This window comes from Bartonella sp. TT67HLJMS (assembly GCF_042193375.1).
Classification (GTDB): Bacteria; Pseudomonadota; Alphaproteobacteria; order Rhizobiales; family Rhizobiaceae; genus Bartonella; species Bartonella grahamii.
The window spans coordinates 1-16326 of the sequence record NZ_JBHILP010000011.1 but is presented as its reverse complement, the minus strand read 5'-3'; the positions used below and the strand labels follow the sequence as shown (position 1 = coordinate 16326).

Below are 16326 nucleotides of genomic sequence, written 5' to 3'. Positions count from 1 at the left end.
ATGATTCTCTATTTATCTTGAGAGGTTTTTAATAACATTGGTAAATGATACTATCCTAATTGATAGAATTTCTCAATGATATTGCTATGATACTTTTATAATTTTTGTCATTACACGTCTACCCAAAGGTGAAGATACATAAGTGATGAGAAAGAAGATTACCTCTCTTTGATCAAATTTTTGCAAGAAAGTGAGAAAGGACCATAAGCCCTTCAGGCCAAGGTCCGTGTCCGGATTCTGCGTTAATATGGCCAGAATACCCAGCATCAACAAAGAGTGATCCCCAATCATTGGCAATTTTTTCTGCTACTGAGAATTGACAAAACTCATCGTTGCGACTGGCTATGACAATAGAAGGAAAAGGCAGTTTTTGACGATGATAGGGGCCAAATGTCATTAAATGTTTGGGACGTATTTTCTCATTGGCGACATCTGGAGGTGCAACAAAGAAAGCGCCACAAATTTTTTCTGTATTTTGTACAGTTGCATGAATAGCGCTGGGAACTCCTAATGAATGGGCAATAAGCATAACAGGCCTTTGAGCTTTTGCGATGGCAGTTTTAATTTTGTTAACCCACTCTTCACAAACAGGCTTTGACCAATGGAGTTGTTCAATGCGGCGGGCTGTCGACAATTTTTTTTCCCAGCGTGTTTGCCAATGATCTGGACCAGATCCTTTGTAGCCAGGAACAATAAGAATATCGAGTTGATTTGCTTTCATGAATTGTTTTCTTTGTTACAACAGATTTTTGATTATAGGTGGAACAGATTTGGTTTTTTTATGTCGCTTTATTGTTCTTCAAAAACACGTTTAAAAATCGTATTGATATGTTTGGTGTGGTAAGAAAGATCAAATTTTTCACGAAGTTCTTCTTCACTTAAAACTTTGGTAACATCTTTGTCGTTGAGGAGTTCTTCTAAAAAATCTTTTCCTTGTTCCCAAACTTTCATCGCATTTCGTTGTACAATCCGATAAGAATCTTCACGACTGATTCCTGCTTGCGTAAGTGCTAAAAGCACCCGTTGTGAGTGAACAAGACCACGGAATTTATTGAGATTTTTTTGCATATTTTCTGGATAGACAATGAGATTTTCAATGACAGATGTGAGGCGAGAAAGAGCAAAATCAAGTGTAATAGTCGCATCTGGAGCAATATAACGCTCAACAGATGAATGGGAAATATCACGTTCATGCCAAAGTGCAACATTTTCCATGGCTGGGAGTGCAAATGCACGTACCATGCGGGCTAATCCAGTTAGATTTTCTGTTAAAACTGGATTACGTTTATGAGGCATCGCCGATGAACCTTTTTGCCCAGGTGAGAAATGTTCCTCTGCTTCAAGAACTTCTGTTCGTTGTAAATGGCGTATTTCTATTGCTAACCTTTCAATAGAGGAAGCAATAACACCAAGTGTTGCAAAAAACATAGCATGACGATCTCTTGGTATTACTTGGGTGGAAACCGGTTCTGCACGCATCTTCAAGGCTTTTGCTACATGTTCTTCAACGCGGGGATCGATATTTGCAAAAGTTCCTACAGCTCCTGAAATTGCGCAAGTAGAAATTTCTTCTCGTGCTGCAAGAAGACGTTTGCGACAACGGGAAAATTCAGCGTATGCGAGAGCAAATTTTACTCCAAATGTTGTCGGTTCAGCATGAATGCCATGACTCCGCCCAATGGTGATTGTTTCTTTATGCTCAAAAGCACGTCTTTTTAATGCTTCAAGAAGTTGATCTATATCCTCTAGCAAAATATCACTAGCACGCATCAATTGAATATTTAGCGTTGTATCTAGAACATCAGATGATGTCATGCCTTGGTGGATAAAACGTGCCTCTGGTCCAATGAATTCAGCTAGGTGGGTCAGAAATGCGATAACATCATGTTTGGTAATTGCTTCAATTTCATCAATGCGATTGATATCAAATTTAGCTGCTGCTCCTTTTTCCCAAATGACTTTGGCGGCTTCTTTCGGAATAATCCCTAAGTGAGCAAGGGCATCACAGGCATGGGCTTCAATTTCAAACCAAATACGATATTTTGTTTCGGGAGACCAAATTGCTACCATTGCAGGGCGGGAATAACGTGCGATCATTATTTTTTTCCTTCTTGTGAGAGGATTGCGGCTTGGCGCAATGCATTAATACGTGTTTTGTAAAGCTCTTTATTTCCGTTTTTATAAATTGCAGAGCCTGCGACAAATACATTTGCACCAGCTTTTGCAGCTATCCCAATTGTATCAACGGTGATACCACCATCAACTTCAAGATCAATAGGGCGGTTTGCAATCATGCTTTTAACGCGCTTAATTTTATCTTTTATTTCTGGAATAAAACTTTGTCCACCAAAACCGGGATTAACCGTCATGATGAGAATGAGATCTAATTGATCAAGCAAATATTCAAGTACATGTTCTGGGGTGCTTGGATTGAGTGCAATTCCTGCTTTTTTTCCCATTTTTTTTATTGTTTGTAATGAACGATGAAGATGTGGACTTGCTTCAGCATGAATGGTTATAATATCTGAACCCGCTTTTACAAAAGCTTCCAAATAAGGGTCTACCGGTGCGATCATCAGGTGGACATCAAATGTTGCTTTGGTTAATGGGCGCAGAGCCTTGACTATTTCAGGACCAAAGGTGATGTTAGGAACAAAGTGTCCATCCATGATATCAAGATGAAGCCAATCTGCACCAGCATCAACAACATCTAACATTTCTTGTCCAAGTTTAGAAAAATCAGAAGCCAAGAGTGAAGGCGAAATGAGATGAGAATGGGGCATTAAAATCTCCTTGATTGGCTGTTTTTATCATATCGCTGTGTATACACAAATATCTTTTGTGTTATGACGGAAAAGAAAAATATGTATTATAGGTCTTTGTTATGGAAAGATCGCTTGAAATTTTAAAGCTTTATAAGTGAAAGATATGTCGAATCATAAAACATATTTGATGCCTAAACTTCAACATAATATTGCGGTTTCTTCCCAAGAATATCGAGATGCCATGAGTCTTTTTGCAGGAGCTGTGCATATTGTGACAACAAATGGCATTAAGGGAAGACGTGGGGTGACTGTTTCGGCGTGTTGTTCTTTATCTGATAATCCTCCAACCCTTCTTGTCTGTCTCATGCGCCATAATTTAAAGAATCAGGTGTTTATGGAGAATGGAAATTTTTGTGTTAATAGCTTGGCAGGAAAACATCGTCCATTAGCGGATGTTTTTTCGAGGTGTTGCACTCTTACACAAAATGAGCGTTTTGATGCTGCTCAATGGGGAGTTTTGCAAACGGGGGCGCCTAGTCTTTCAGACGCTCTAGCGTCGTTTGATTGTCGTTTGATTTGTTGGCATGAGCATGCAACCCATTGTGTTTTGATTGGTGAGGTTGTTGCAATCAACTGTAATAAAGAAAAAGATGCTTTGATGTATTTGAAACGTGAATATCACACTTTGCCTTTATAAAGATTTTATTTTTTTGCATTGCTGAAATGATTTATTGTTGCTTCATTTAGATTTTAAACAATGAGAAAGCAGGGGAGGGATGACTCTGATATTAGATTTCCTTCTTTTTGAAGTTTCTCAGTAAGCAAGAAAAATGTTCTGGATGAGATTTGATCAAGAATCCAACCTACATAGAAAAGCGATCAAATCTAAACAGTGTATTTAGACATATTTGTAGATTGTTATGAAAAAACATTTTACTCTTGTGTTGATGGGTATTGCACAATATATAGACCGCACATAGCATATGTGGAGGTTTTTTATTGCATGAGCGAAGAGATTGATGGTCAATATCGCCCTAGTGAAGATGAGCCTTTTATGAATGAGCGGCAAAAGGCGTATTTTCGTGCTAAATTGGTTTCTTGGAAGAATGATATATTAAAAGAAGCTCGTGAGACTTTGGAAAATTTGCAGGAAGAGAACGTTGGTCAGCCTGATTTGACTGATAGGGCTTCTTGTGAAACTGATCGTACAATCGAATTACGTGCGCGGGATCGTCAGAGGAAACTTATTTCAAAAATAGATGCTGCTTTAGAGCGTATTGATAATGGGACATATGGCTTTTGTGAAGAAACCGGCGAACCCATTAGTATAAAGCGTCTTGAGGCTCGGCCAATAGCCGTTTTGTCATTGGAAGCGCAAGAACGTCACGAACGACGTGAAAGAGTTTATCGCGATGATTAAGGTCATTGAAATGATAAACAAACAAAACTCGTGGTGATAAAATTGTATATTTTTATTTTTGAGGGGTAGGAATGAATAAAGATGGTTCTTGCCGCCCCTCAATTTCGGCGGTAATTGCTGAATCTTTTACCGCTTGATTCGTAAAAGGAGAGGGATTTTTATCCGGTATATCGTTTCTTTCTGTAGGGGCGGAATTGGGATGTGTAAGTGTTTCTCTCTTTTGTATTTTGGATGTGCCGGTAATATCGGATTCTACAACCACATCTGTTAATCCACCAATAAGGAGCAAATGTTCTTTATTATCGCAACGGACTAAAACAAGGCGGCGTGCTCGATCTATAGAAATTACTTCACATAATGCTAACCGTGATAGACTTTTTTTTCTATTAATGCTGAATCTTTTCGTACTTAAACGACGTAAAAACAAGATAATTATGGTAATAGCAACGATTGTTATTATAAAAAACAAAAAGCTTATCGTTATTTTCGCAGCAGATACACCTATTTGCTCTGATAACCAGATATACATAGATTTTCTCCCATTTTTGTGTGAAAATATCGTTTTTTATCGAGATAAATTTATAAACACACCCTTAAAAGGTTCACTTAAATACAAGAAATAAACTTTTTAACATTAAGTGAGCTTTCTCAGAAGGATAATATCATAGTATATACTTTATAACAATGAATATAAAGGAAGTTTTGTGATATAAGAAACAGCTAAATCTAAGGCAATGAGAGATGGATAAAGGTTTTGATAATAATAAAAGATCAGCGTCTTCTGTTCATCGAAGAGTTGTGATTTTTAGTACTGTTTTTATATTAGTTTCTCTTTTCATTGTGGGTATTTTAGGTTTTTTTTATCCGCAAAGCTATTTGCAAAAGGCTATATTGATATCTTTTTTGATTCTAGCAATTATCGGCGTTGCAACACTTGTTTTGTGTGGAATGGGAATTTTAAGATACCATGTGTGGTCGCATGAAGATTTTGATTTTAGCATCTTTAATGGGAGCGATGATGCAATTGTAATCTCTGACCTTTCTGGTTTTGTTTATTATTCTAATCAAAACTATCGAAAAATTCTGACCTATAAGCCTGAAGTGTCTTGTTATATGGTTATTGCTGATCTTCCAGGAGCTGGTGCACTTTCGTACCGTTTAAAGGTTGCAGCCTGTAATAATCTTGCAGCACAAGAGGAATTAAGAGTAGAACAACCAATTTTTACCGATTCTACACCAAAAAAATCTGTTTGGTATAATATTTCCGTTCAACCTATCACAAAACAGAAAAAAAAGCTTTTATTTTGGCGTATTGCTGATATTTCGCATTTACAACAAACGCGAGAAGTTTTTTTCTCGAACCTTCAAGAAGCTATCAATCACTTGGATCAAGCTCCTATTGGTTTTGTATCAGTTAATACACAAGGAACTATTCTTTATGCTAATGCGGTTTTTGCCGAATGGTTTTCAATTGATTTAGCGAGTTTCTCAGTTGGTCAATATAATTTTGATTCGTTATTTGATAGCGTTGGCGCTAAGAGCTCATGGAGTGATATCTGTTTGCAAACCAACAGATATCAAAGTTCAGGCTATTCTTTACCTTATAAGTTTTCGTTATGTTTAAATTCACAAGCGACTTGTGAGAAAATATTCCATTGTCTTATCTCTGTTTCTTCTCTCTTAGAAGAGGAAGCCGTTTATCGTATTGTGATCATTCCACAACAAATACAAAAAGAAGAGGACGACCAATTAAAATTACCCACTATATTAGGAGAATATTTTGATGCGAGTCCTTTTGCAATAGCTGTGGTGGATCATGAAGGGCAATTGGTTCATATGAATAAAGCTTTTTCATCACTCACGGGATGTACGGACAAAGCTGTTAATTTTTATGATGTTATTTCTCATCGTGATTGTGTGCAGTTAGAACGTTCTTTTCAGAGAATTGCGACAAATAAAAATTATGTTGTTTCTCTAGAAACTGTTTTAGAAAAAAATGAAGAATGCCATTTACGGCTCCATATTATGTCTGTACCGCCTTATCATGGTGATGCATTGCAAGATTTGCTTATTATCTCTGTGATTGAAACAACCGAACAAAAAACGCTTGAAGATAAAATGATGCAAAGTCAGAAGATGCAAGCTGTTGGACAATTGGCTGGCGGCATTGCTCATGATTTTAATAATGTTTTAACAGCAATTTTAATGTCGTGTGATCTTCTTTTAAATACGCATCGTAGTTCTGATCCGGCTCATGCTGATCTGATCAATATTAAAAATAATGCTAATCGTGCAGCTGCTCTTGTACAGCAATTATTAGCTTTTTCTAGAAAGCAAACACTTCGACCTGAAGAAGTTGATTTTACTGAATTTTTATCAGATATTCGCAATCTTATTGTACCACTTTTGGGAAATAATATTCAGTTAAAAATTATCCATGGAAGAGATTTGTGGAGCGTTGAAGTTGATCAAGCATCTTTTCAGCGTGTTATTATGAATTTGGTTATTAATGCGCGTGATGCCATGTTAGATGGAGGTATTGTTACGATTGCGACAAACAATATTACAAAGCAACAAAGTGCTGAATTTAATCATCTTGGTTTAGCAATTGGTGAGTATGTACAATTGACTATTTCAGATACAGGGGCTGGTATATCTGCTGCTATACAAGAAAAAATGTTTGAGCCATTTTTTACAACAAAAGAAGTTGGAAAAGGAACAGGACTTGGTTTATCAATGGTTTATGGAATTATCAAGCAGAGTGGTGGGTACATTTATTGTGAAAGTAAAGAAGGTGAAGGAGCAACATTTCATATTTTTCTTCCCCGTTATATCCCCAATATAAAAGGAGAAACTTCTCAAAAAATTGAAAAAGATGAAGAGAAAGATAAAAATATAGACTTAACAGGATCTGCAACTGTTTTATTGGTTGAAGATGAAGATGCGGTTAGAATGGGGGGGGTAAGAGCTCTTCAAATGAGGGGATATACGGTTTTAGAGGCAGCGAGTGGGGTGGAAGCACTTTCTATTCTTGAGGAACAAAAAGGAGCTGTTGATATTATTGTTTCCGACGTGGTGATGCCAGAAATGGATGGGCCCACTTTATTGAAGGAAGTACGTAAAAACTATCCTGATATCAAATTTCTTTTCGTTTCTGGATATGCAAAAGATGCTTTTGCTAAAAATCTTCCACAAGATGCTGTTTTTGGTTTTTTATCTAAACCTTTTACACTCAAACAGTTAGCTCTAACAGTTAAAGAAACACTTTCATCATGAGGCAAAAATTTATGCAATAGAAAAATTGCGTATTTAAGATTTTTTAGGCAAAATACGAGAGTATTTTGATAAATAGAGCTTGTGATAATGTCATAGAACTGAATAAAAAAGAAGAATTTGAAAATTTAATTAAAATTCAAAAAAATCACACATTCTGTGCAAAAATTTATGAAAAGATAGGCTCTATTACGTCAACATTTAATAGAGATTTTCAATTATAGACACTGAGCACAAATTATGTGTAAAACATTGAAAAATGCTGATTAATAGATTGTTGATACACTCAAAAAGATAAAAGCTGTTGCTGCATATCTACCATTTTGCTCTTCCCTTCAATAAATGCTTTTAAGGCTTCGGGGTAGAGTTTATGTTCTGCTTTAAGAACTCTTTGTGCTAAGCTCTCAGCAGTATCATGAGGATAGACTGGAACGGCTGCTTGGGCAAGGATTTTTCCTGCATCCATGTCTTCTGTAACAAGGTGAACAGTGCAACCCGTGATTTTTACGCCTGCTTGTAAAGCTTTTTCATGTGTGTTTAAGCCTTTAAATGAAGGCAAAAGAGAAGGATGAATGTTTAAAATTCGTCCTTCGTAAAGTTTTACAAAACGTGGTGAGATAAGGCGCATATATCCTGCAAAGCAGAGAAAATCCGGTTTATATTGATCTAAAATCGTAAAAATACTTTCTTCATGCTCTTCTTTTGTTTTGTAAATTTTGCGATCAACAATATGAATAGGTAAGTTATGGTTTTGCGCCTTTTCAATACCGTTTGCACGCGGATTATCGCAAATAACCGCGACGATTTCAGCAGGATATTCCTTTTGTTGACTAGCTTGAGCAAGGGCGACCATATTGGATCCATTACCAGAAATGAAAACGACGATTTGCTGTTTCATAAATGCAGTACCCCTTTATAAAGTATTCCTTTATTTTGATCTTGGCGTTTTGTTAAAATGCCAAGAGGAGTTACACTCTCTCCTTTTCTTTCAAGAGCTTGCGTAATTGTTTCAGCTGCATGTTGTGCTACGATAATGATCATGCCAATACCACAATTGAATGTTCTTAACATTTCTGTTTCTTCTATTTTACCTTGTTTGGCAATCCATGAAAATACTGCTGGAACATTGATGGTAGAAAGATTAATTTCAGCGCAGAGAGAAGATGGAACAACACGTGGAATATTTTCAGGAAAGCCTCCACCCGTAATATGAGCAAGAGCTTTAATTCCTTCGTATTTTTGCATGATGGGAAGAAGCGATTTTACATAAATGCGTGTTGGTGTAAGAAGTGCTATACCAAGGCTGTTTTCGGGGGCAAAAGGGGCAGGGTCATCCCATTTGAGATCATGTTGCTGGATGATTCGTCGAACAAGCGAAAAGCCATTGGAATGAATTCCAGAGGCGCTTAGACCTAATATAATATCCCCTTCTGTTAAATCTTTTGAAGGGAGTAGCTTGCTGCGTTCGCATGCTCCTACAGCAAAACCGGCTAGATCATAATCTCCCTCTGCATACATTCCTGGCATTTCTGCAGTTTCTCCTCCAATAAGAGCAGCACCGGCTTGTTTACATCCTTCTGCAATACCAGAAACGATCGTAGCACCTTGTTCAGGGTCAAGCTTTCCAGTTGCAAAATAATCCAGAAAAAAGAGAGGTTCAGCCCCTTGTACGAGTAAATCATTGACACACATAGCTACAAGATCAATACCTACAGTGTTATGGTGACCTACTTCAATGGCAATTTTTAATTTTGTTCCCACACCATCATTGGCTGCTACTAGGATAGGATCCGTAAAGCCAGCTGCTTTTAAATCAAAAAGTCCACCAAAACCGCCAATTTCTGCATCTGCTCCGGCTCGTTTTGTCGCGCGTATAAAGGGTTTAATTTTTTCTACCATGGCATTACCCATATCGATGTTTACACCGGCTTTTGCGTAGGTAAGACCAACTTTGGATTTATTATTTGTAAGATCTTGATTGCTCATTGGAGCCTTCCTTTAATGGAAAATCGAGTTTTGATATTATGCAATGCCATGATAGAGTTCTCTCTGCAAGAGATATTGATAAGAAAATAAGCAACTTTGCTTGTACCTTATTTTGAAGATGTTTATAATTTTTTGTGAAGAATTTTTTAGGATATTCTATGAGCAAGATATCAGATAATCACGGTCAGTCTTCTTGGCAACTTATGAGAAAGAAAGTGAGTGAGAATGCATCTCGTGATCGTTATAAGACTTATGTGCCAGCGTATACTCAATTACCGTTGCCGAATAATATGAAAAGGCAAATCTTTTTTTGGCTTGGTACGCTGATTTTTTTCATTTTTTTTATGTTTGTTTTTGGATCGATTTTGCTTCCTTTTGTGGCAGGGATTGTGCTGGCTTATTTTCTCAATCCCATTGTTCAATTACTTGAAAAATTTGGTATTCGCCGTGTGTTTGGGACTGTCCTCATTACCTTATTTATTGTTATTACCTTTGTTGCTGCTTTAGTTATTTTGATTCCTGTTATTAGTTGGCAAATACAGCAATTTATGAGTGATGGTTTACCTGTTTATATTAATCGTATTCAAACCTTTTTTGTTGAGCATGATTTTGATTGGATAAGGCGCTATTTTGGAAGTGATCCAAATGAATTACGGAATAATATTAAAGGATTTTTGGGAGAAGGTTCTGATTTTATTACGTCTCTTTTGAACTCACTTTTAAAGTCAGGAAAATCTATCGTTAATATCGTTAGCCTATTTGTTGTGGCACCTGTGGTGGCATTTTATATGTTATTAGATTGGCCGCGTATGGTAACAGCAATTGATTCGTTAATACCGCGTGATCATCTTGAAACCGTTCGGAGTATTTTTCATGAAATGGATAGAGCTATTGCAGGCTTTGTTCGTGGACAAGGAACAGTTTGTCTTATATTGGGAGGCTATTATGCTATTGGTTTAACGATTGCAGGACTCAATTTTGGTCTTTTGATTGGTATGTTTATTGGTCTTATTAGCTTTGTTCCTTATATCGGCACAATGAGTGGTTTGGTCCTTTCTGTTGGTATTGCATGGGTCCAGTTTTATCCCAATAATTGGGGAGGAATCATCGTTGTGATGGCACTTTTTTTAATTGGTCAATTTATTGAAGGTTATATTCTTCAACCCAAGCTTGTAGGTTCATCAGTGGGATTACATCCCGTATGGTTGATGTTTTCACTTTTTGCTTTTTCTTCACTCTTTGGTTTTACTGGTATGCTTGTTGCTGTTCCTGCGGCGGCGGCTGTTGGCGTTTTAGTTCGTTTTGCTCTTCATACTTATCTTAGTTCTCAGATGTATTCGCGAAGGGGAAATTCGGAGCCGCTAAAATGAATGGGCGTGAAACGCAATTATCTTTAAATTTTCCTTATGATCCGATTTTTCAATTTGAGGATTTAGTGGTAACGGAAAGCAATCGTATGGCTTTTCAGCTTATTGATCATTGGCCCAATTGGAGCTTACCTATTGCAGTTTTGGTTGGAAAAGAAGGATCTGGAAAAACACACTTTTCTAATATATGGCTCCAAAAAGCAGATGCTTTCAGGATTCAGCACAATGAAATTGATCAGGCTGTTACTATGGCTTCTTTAGGCAGATCATTTTTAATAGAGGATATTGATGCAGGTGAAATTAATGAGACAGAACTTTTTCATTTAATTAACAGTATTAAGCAAGCAAATCTTGATGCACGACAAGCTACTTTATTGATGACGGCACGGACACTTCCTTCCGCTTGGAATTTAAAGTTAAATGATCTAAAAAGTCGTCTTAATTCGGTGATGTTCGTTGAAATTAATCAGCCTGATGATGCATTATTAACAGCGGTTGCATTTAAGCTTTTTTCCGATAGGCAACTTATTGTACATCCAGACACGGTTTATTATCTTGTAAGTCGTTGTGAACGTTCTTTATTTTCATTGAAGCGTGTTATTGATTCTGTTGATCAGTTGGCATTACAAAGAAAAAGAAAAATAACACGTGCTGTTATTGCTGAAGTTTTGAATAGAAAAAATCCGTAAATACTCCCTATCATGGCTTACTTATTCTGTCTTTCTATTATCGTTTCAATATGTGGCAAGACAAGTCATTTAAATTTTCTTCTTTTTTGATATCTGTTAAGAGTGAAAAATAGTATTTTTTACTTTAGTCATGTGTTTATCTTAAATAGCTTTGAGATTTTATTGTATGATGTTGAATTCTTTCCATCTTTGCATTTGAAAATTTTTCTAAAAAAGCGCTTTATTTCATTTATAATGGAACTTTCGTGCTTTGAAAAAATGTTTGTTGTTTATGGATTTGGATTGTAGAAGATTCTAGAATTTTTAATAAAAGAGTTCTTTGCAAGATAGAAAAAGAGGGGAAAAAACTTAATACAGCTGATTTTTTGGCTTGTGTTCTCTTTTGGAAAGTTTTTCTATGATATTTAAGTCGTTTTTTTCTAAAATTGTATCTGTAGAATGTGTTTTGATACAGTGAGAGTTTGCTTAAAGCAGGATGAAAATTATGAAATCCTTACAGAGAAATTCATTATTTTTTAATATAGATTGGATTCTTTACGGAGGTTGTTTTCTATTATTTGTCAATAAATATGTTATTGAGTAGGGAAAAAATTTTTAAAACGTGCTTTTTTGTAAAGAAATGCAACAAAATTAAAAAAAAGTGTGTTTTTCTCTTGCACTTCTGTTGTGAAAATTTTAGGAAATGTGCATCAAGTAAATGTAAATGGCGGAGCGTAGCGCAGCCTGGTAGCGCACCTGATTTGGGATCAGGGGGTCGTAGGTTCGAATCCTATCGCTCCGACCATATTTGATTAAGTGTGTGAGAATGACCCAATTGGGTACGTGTGGTGGAAAACTATCATTCAAGCGTTGTGTAATCTGAAGGAAAAAGGCATGATCGCACGTATTTATAGTCCTGCTAAGACAGCTATGCAGTCAGGTAAGGGGAATACAGGTTTTTGGATTCTAGAGTATGAGCCGGTGAAAGCAAAAATGCTTGAACCTCTTATGGGGTACACGGCAACGTCTGATATGAATAATCAGGTAAGGATCAGATTTAATAGGAAGGAAGAAGCGATTGCTTTTGCGCGTAAGAATGCTATCTCTTACCGTGTAGAAAAGAACCGTACGTCGATTCGACGTGCTATTTCTTATTCTGATAATTTTCGCAGTGATCGGCAGCACTCTTGGACACATTGAATTAAAGATGCTATTTTGAATTGAGAAAATAATCAGTTGGGTCCCGTAGCTCAGCTGGATAGAGCAACGGCCTTCTAAGCCGTGGGTCACAGGTTCGAATCCTGTCGGGATCACCATCCAGTTTTTACCCATGTATAACGTATTTATTCTTTGTAATCTTTTTTAAAGTTCGGGAACATTAACAAAAGTTCGGGAATAGGATTTTCCAACATACTTTTACAAAGCTCATCTGTTTCCTCCAACGTTCTCTAATAATTTTTTGAATTCTTTGAGAACCACTATTTTAAATGCGCAAAGATATTATCTATCGTATTCACAAGACGTGCAAAATTAAGAAACCATTTTCTAAAGAATTTCGCGTGTCTCAGAGTATGTTTAGAGTCGGATATTTGGTTTTTGTGTAAAAATACTTACTAATGCATTCATAATACGTGAAAAATCAAGGGCTAATAAGAGTATAATGAGTACAATCCATTTTATATAATGCGACATCACTTTTACACTTTTGTAGGTCATGATGATTTCTTAAAGGATTTTTTTCTGCTTCTGTAAGCTCTATATCGTCTTGTGTTTTTTTCTAGCCATGTTTCCACCCATACAAGCGTTCACCTAGATTATTGTGCTTTAAGATCTCTCTTGCTAAGTTTGAACTGATGGCGTTCAGATCTTGCTGTTTTAAATAAATTGGCAACCAGCCAACACAAGAAGAAACATATTTATTTGTCACGCAACCAGTCAGAGAGAGCAGCACGCACATCAGCATCACTTTTTTGATTAACTTCACTTTCCACCTCCAGACGTGTTGTGGCTGCTTTTAAAGCTTTTTCTGTTTGCTTTTGTTGCTCTGCTTTTTTCCCAAGAGTAAAAGCTCTTGCTAATGCAATAAAAAAAGCGGCTAAAGCCGCACCTGTTAGCATCAGATTTCTTTTTATCCATAAGATCATAGACGATGCTCCTGAAAGCGTTTAGCAACAAAGAAAATACCAGCACATGCGGCTAAAACCATAATGGTTGCCAAAGCCCATTGGATAGGTCCATTGCCTGCTAACAAACCACCAAGCCCTTGTTCCACCCATGGAACCCCATAAGACATATCAAGTGCTTTATTGGCAGCGTCTCTAATTTCGTCCTTGAGACCATTTGGTACTGAAATATTTAGATTTGTAATGGGTACATGGGCGTCTACTTCAACAGATTTGTGAACCGTAATGGGCTTTGGGGCTTTAAAGGCACCCACTTTATTTGTTGCCTGCATTTGTCCTGTTTCAACGACACTTGTATTAAAACCACTCTTGCGTTTTTCAGGCGGGGTATTTGTAACCACTCCTGTATCCAGCATTTTTTTTTTGCCCGTACATTGGTTTCATCGGTAAAGGTTTTAATGGTTTGGGTTGAAGTTTTGTTGATTGAAACATTAAAGCCTAACTTTTTTTCATCCAATTAGGCATCCAGCTGGTTAATTTGCTTATCATGCCGCTAAACCAATCAGACAGAGCATTCCATTGGCTTTTGATGCCGTCTCACAAGCTATCAATGAGATCGGATTTTATCTCCAAAAATGCATGCAACTCACGAGCATTTATCGTTTGAACTGTATCCTGCTCAATAATTTGTTCTTTAATTTCTATAAGGGTATTCATAAAGGACTTTTAGTTGTTAGATGTTTCTTAATGACACTCTAAAAGAGCTCTGGGTGCTAAGAAACATGGGCAACTAGCCCGTTCGTTACATTTTCCCCGTAAAGGGTCTTGTATAGTGTAACTATACCCGACAAAGTTATTATATGCGTGTAGCATACAACGAGTCAAAGCTTTAATTGGCGGAGAAGATATTGCTCCAGCAATCCGTTCGCTAGTTGCTTTAAAGTGTTTCTTAGGCACCTGATTCGATTATTCATATCGCTGTAATAATGTCACGCAGCAATATCACTTTTTTCTAAAAATTATAAGCACATCTTTACTTTATTTGTCGACTCACTTTAAATTTTTCGGCTTAGTTTTTTATTTATAGTAGAGGGGGAAATAATGCTCGATACGCTTGATACAATTGCGGTGATCGTATGCTTGTTATCATTCCCAGCGATGGTTGTCGGACTTGTTTTAGTGTGTATAAAAAAATGGCGGAAAAACGGACTGAAAACTCTTGGTATTGGAGTTTTATTATTTCTCGGCTCTGCAATATTAGGTGCGTTTTTTTTTCACACAATTGAACCAGATCAAGTTACATACAATAATGAAATTTTTTCCTCCTCCTCGACTTCATTAATATATGTTGCTACTCAAAATGAAAGCGTGAAACAGGTACTACCTGAGAATACTGATAAGCAAAGTATCCATGTTCAAGACAAAAAGTTAGACGAAAATGATGGTCTAGGTTTTTGGGGATGGTTCAGGTTAATTTTCTTTGCATTTATTGCTTTGTCTATTTTTGTTCATTGGCAAGATAAACGCAAAAAACGTTTTAAAGAAAAAGTTTCAGAGCAGGTTTTAATGCCTCCCCCCCATATCCACCCTTCTTCTGATTTATTAGTTGTTAATAAAATGTCGCCGGAACTTGAAAAAAAACGGTTAGAAAAGAGGGTACAGATCTTTCTCCTTTGTGTTCTGTTGAGTGGAGGCATTGTGGTAACAGTAACTATTACACCATGGTTATTAGTACCCATTCTTATTGTTTTAATTTTTGTTATTATTGCCTATCGTGAGGCGAAAAAGGAAAAAAACTTTGAGCAAGAAGTTGCTCTGTGGCAATCAGATATTCCTCCCTCTAATTTTGAGGAAGCATGTGAAATGTTTCAAGAACTTGACGCAAGTGAATATGATTATCGTTTAGCAAAAAATGAAAAACTGTTGGGAGTTCAAGAACGCGTTACCTTCAATATTGGCGAAAAGGCTCCAGCTTTAGGACGTCTTTTAGTAACAAACCAAGCTATTGTATTTGAAAGCCCTGAAGATAATGAAAGGACTACTTGGGCAGGAATTTCATCAGTCACTATAACATATCAAAGATGTCACATCAGTCACCGTACTGGCTCACCATGGAGTTACCGATTTAGTGCCATTCCAAATCCAAGATTTGTAGCAGTAATTCGGGCTCTTGGGCAGCCTTATTAATTTTTAAATACACAAGATAAAGATACGTCCATTTTTTATCTCCCGCAAGATAAGCTTATACATACTAGATTCTGAGGCTTGGACATCTGTGACAGTGAAGTGCTCTTGGGAAGAGGGAGCTTTGCTGTTTTCAGGATCCATCACAATAACACTATCTTGAGGGTTTGGTGGCCCCCCCCAATATCATTGATACAAAGATCAAGTTCCTTTCTTGCAATTGTGGTAGGGATTCTGCCACCAGCGTCCGATTCTGAAGGCTTAATGCCGTAAATCGCTGTGATACGAAAAGATTTCTGGTTGTTCTTTCGCGTGTAGATGATGGGCTGCCCAAAAGTGTTGCGTACATCTTTAACCATTTGATTTAGCAGCTCGTGCCATCGCATGTTATTTCGCTCCAATCACTGCTTTAAACAGCATTTCAGGGCGTGTCCAAATGTAAAGCGGATAACTATAGACCTCCGGTTTTACCCATGCATTACGGTCGTGATCAACGATCAACATGGTGTAGAGAGGTTTTCCGACCGTGTTGGCAAAATC

15 protein-coding genes, 2 tRNA genes and 5 pseudogenes are annotated in these 16326 nt (G+C 37.0%); 9 read left to right on the top strand and 13 right to left on the bottom strand.

The annotated features are described in order from the left end of the window. Positions 1-172: 172 nt before the first annotated feature. The 3 genes from ACFIJQ_RS07025 to rpe form a co-directional block, all read right to left on the bottom strand. Positions 173-721, bottom strand: coding sequence for an RBBP9/YdeN family alpha/beta hydrolase (locus tag ACFIJQ_RS07025; protein WP_375629400.1), 549 nt, complete (start codon positions 719-721; stop codon positions 173-175). A 68-nt stretch (positions 722-789) separates the two neighbouring features. After that, positions 790-2097 carry an adenylosuccinate lyase gene (gene purB / locus ACFIJQ_RS07020; RefSeq protein ID WP_375629397.1) on the bottom strand — a complete coding sequence of 436 codons (1308 nt, stop codon included), beginning with the start codon at positions 2095-2097 and terminating at the stop codon, positions 790-792. Continuing rightward, positions 2097-2783 carry a ribulose-phosphate 3-epimerase gene (rpe, locus tag ACFIJQ_RS07015; protein ID WP_375629394.1) on the bottom strand — a complete coding sequence of 229 codons (687 nt, stop codon included), beginning with the start codon at positions 2781-2783 and terminating at the stop codon, positions 2097-2099. Before rpe ends, purB begins: the two co-directional genes overlap by 1 nt. 145 nt (positions 2784-2928) lie before the next feature. Here rpe and ACFIJQ_RS07010 point away from each other — a divergent pair, with 145 nt between their 5' ends. Continuing rightward, positions 2929-3462 carry a flavin reductase gene (locus ACFIJQ_RS07010; protein ID WP_273788183.1) on the top strand — a complete coding sequence of 178 codons (534 nt, stop codon included), beginning with the start codon at positions 2929-2931 and terminating at the stop codon, positions 3460-3462. A gap of 306 nt (positions 3463-3768) precedes the next feature. Beyond that, positions 3769-4185 (top strand): RNA polymerase-binding protein DksA, encoded by a 417-nt coding sequence (dksA, locus tag ACFIJQ_RS07005; protein ID WP_015856486.1) that lies wholly within the window; start codon positions 3769-3771, stop codon positions 4183-4185. Between the two features lie 52 nt (positions 4186-4237). Here the strand turns inward: dksA and ACFIJQ_RS07000 are convergent, their stop codons facing one another. Continuing rightward, positions 4238-4714 (bottom strand): hypothetical protein, encoded by a 477-nt coding sequence (locus tag ACFIJQ_RS07000; RefSeq protein ID WP_375629391.1) that lies wholly within the window; start codon positions 4712-4714, stop codon positions 4238-4240. A gap of 212 nt (positions 4715-4926) precedes the next feature. Between ACFIJQ_RS07000 and ACFIJQ_RS06995 the strand changes: the two genes are divergently transcribed. After that, complete coding sequence (locus ACFIJQ_RS06995) at positions 4927-7461, top strand: response regulator (protein WP_375629388.1); 2535 nt, start codon at positions 4927-4929, stop codon at positions 7459-7461. 283 nt (positions 7462-7744) lie between these two features. On the opposite strand, the gene purN is transcribed toward ACFIJQ_RS06995, so the two are convergent. Next, on the bottom strand, positions 7745-8356 hold the full coding sequence (gene purN, locus ACFIJQ_RS06990) for a phosphoribosylglycinamide formyltransferase (protein ID WP_375629386.1): 612 nt from the start codon (positions 8354-8356) through the stop codon (positions 7745-7747). After that, positions 8353-9444 (bottom strand): phosphoribosylformylglycinamidine cyclo-ligase, encoded by a 1092-nt coding sequence (gene purM, locus ACFIJQ_RS06985; RefSeq protein WP_273788179.1) that lies wholly within the window; start codon positions 9442-9444, stop codon positions 8353-8355. Before purM ends, purN begins: the two co-directional genes overlap by 4 nt. 158 nt (positions 9445-9602) lie before the next feature. Between purM and ACFIJQ_RS06980 the strand changes: the two genes are divergently transcribed. The 5 genes from ACFIJQ_RS06980 (at position 9603) to ACFIJQ_RS06960 (ending at position 12795) form a co-directional block, all read left to right on the top strand. Beyond that, the gene (locus ACFIJQ_RS06980; RefSeq protein WP_273788178.1) at positions 9603-10814 is read left to right on the top strand and encodes an AI-2E family transporter; all 1212 of its coding nucleotides are present in this window, start codon (positions 9603-9605) and stop codon (positions 10812-10814) included. Next, positions 10811-11500, top strand: coding sequence for a DnaA regulatory inactivator HdaA (gene hdaA, locus ACFIJQ_RS06975; RefSeq protein WP_375629382.1), 690 nt, complete (start codon positions 10811-10813; stop codon positions 11498-11500). Before ACFIJQ_RS06980 ends, hdaA begins: the two co-directional genes overlap by 4 nt. Positions 11501-12207: 707 nt before the next feature. Continuing rightward, positions 12208-12284 (top strand) — tRNA-Pro (locus ACFIJQ_RS06970). An 89-nt stretch (positions 12285-12373) separates the two neighbouring features. Next, a complete protein-coding gene (locus tag ACFIJQ_RS06965) occupies positions 12374-12679 on the top strand; it encodes an ETC complex I subunit (protein ID WP_273788176.1) in 306 nt (101 codons plus the stop codon). Positions 12680-12718: 39 nt separating this feature from the next. Further along, a tRNA-Arg gene (locus ACFIJQ_RS06960) sits at positions 12719-12795 on the top strand. 259 nt (positions 12796-13054) lie between these two features. On the opposite strand, the pseudogene ACFIJQ_RS06955 reads toward ACFIJQ_RS06960, so the two are convergent. The 5 genes and pseudogenes from ACFIJQ_RS06955 to ACFIJQ_RS06935 form a co-directional block, all read right to left on the bottom strand. Continuing rightward, positions 13055-13276 (bottom strand): annotated as a pseudogene (locus ACFIJQ_RS06955) (hypothetical protein). Positions 13277-13395: 119 nt separating this feature from the next. Next, positions 13396-13623 (bottom strand): hypothetical protein, encoded by a 228-nt coding sequence (locus tag ACFIJQ_RS06950; RefSeq protein WP_375628601.1) that lies wholly within the window; start codon positions 13621-13623, stop codon positions 13396-13398. Continuing rightward, positions 13620-13742, bottom strand: a pseudogene (locus tag ACFIJQ_RS06945) (lysozyme); the annotation flags it as partial. The pseudogene ACFIJQ_RS06945 and the gene ACFIJQ_RS06950, both read right to left, overlap by 4 nt. Before the next feature lie 30 nt (positions 13743-13772). Continuing rightward, a pseudogene (locus ACFIJQ_RS06940) lies at positions 13773-14199 on the bottom strand (phage tail protein); the annotation flags it as partial. A gap of 9 nt (positions 14200-14208) precedes the next feature. Next, a pseudogene (locus tag ACFIJQ_RS06935) lies at positions 14209-14319 on the bottom strand (phage antirepressor Ant); the annotation flags it as partial. 384 nt (positions 14320-14703) lie between these two features. Here ACFIJQ_RS06935 and ACFIJQ_RS06930 point away from each other — a divergent pair. Then, the gene (locus ACFIJQ_RS06930) at positions 14704-15789 is read left to right on the top strand and encodes a hypothetical protein (protein ID WP_375629379.1); all 1086 of its coding nucleotides are present in this window, start codon (positions 14704-14706) and stop codon (positions 15787-15789) included. A 3-nt stretch (positions 15790-15792) separates the two neighbouring features. On the opposite strand, the pseudogene ACFIJQ_RS06925 reads toward ACFIJQ_RS06930, so the two are convergent. Next, positions 15793-16172 (bottom strand): annotated as a pseudogene (locus ACFIJQ_RS06925) (hypothetical protein). Between the two features lies 1 nt (position 16173). Then, on the bottom strand, positions 16174-16326 hold a 153-nt coding region (locus ACFIJQ_RS06920), incomplete at its 5' end, for a major capsid protein (RefSeq protein ID WP_375629492.1).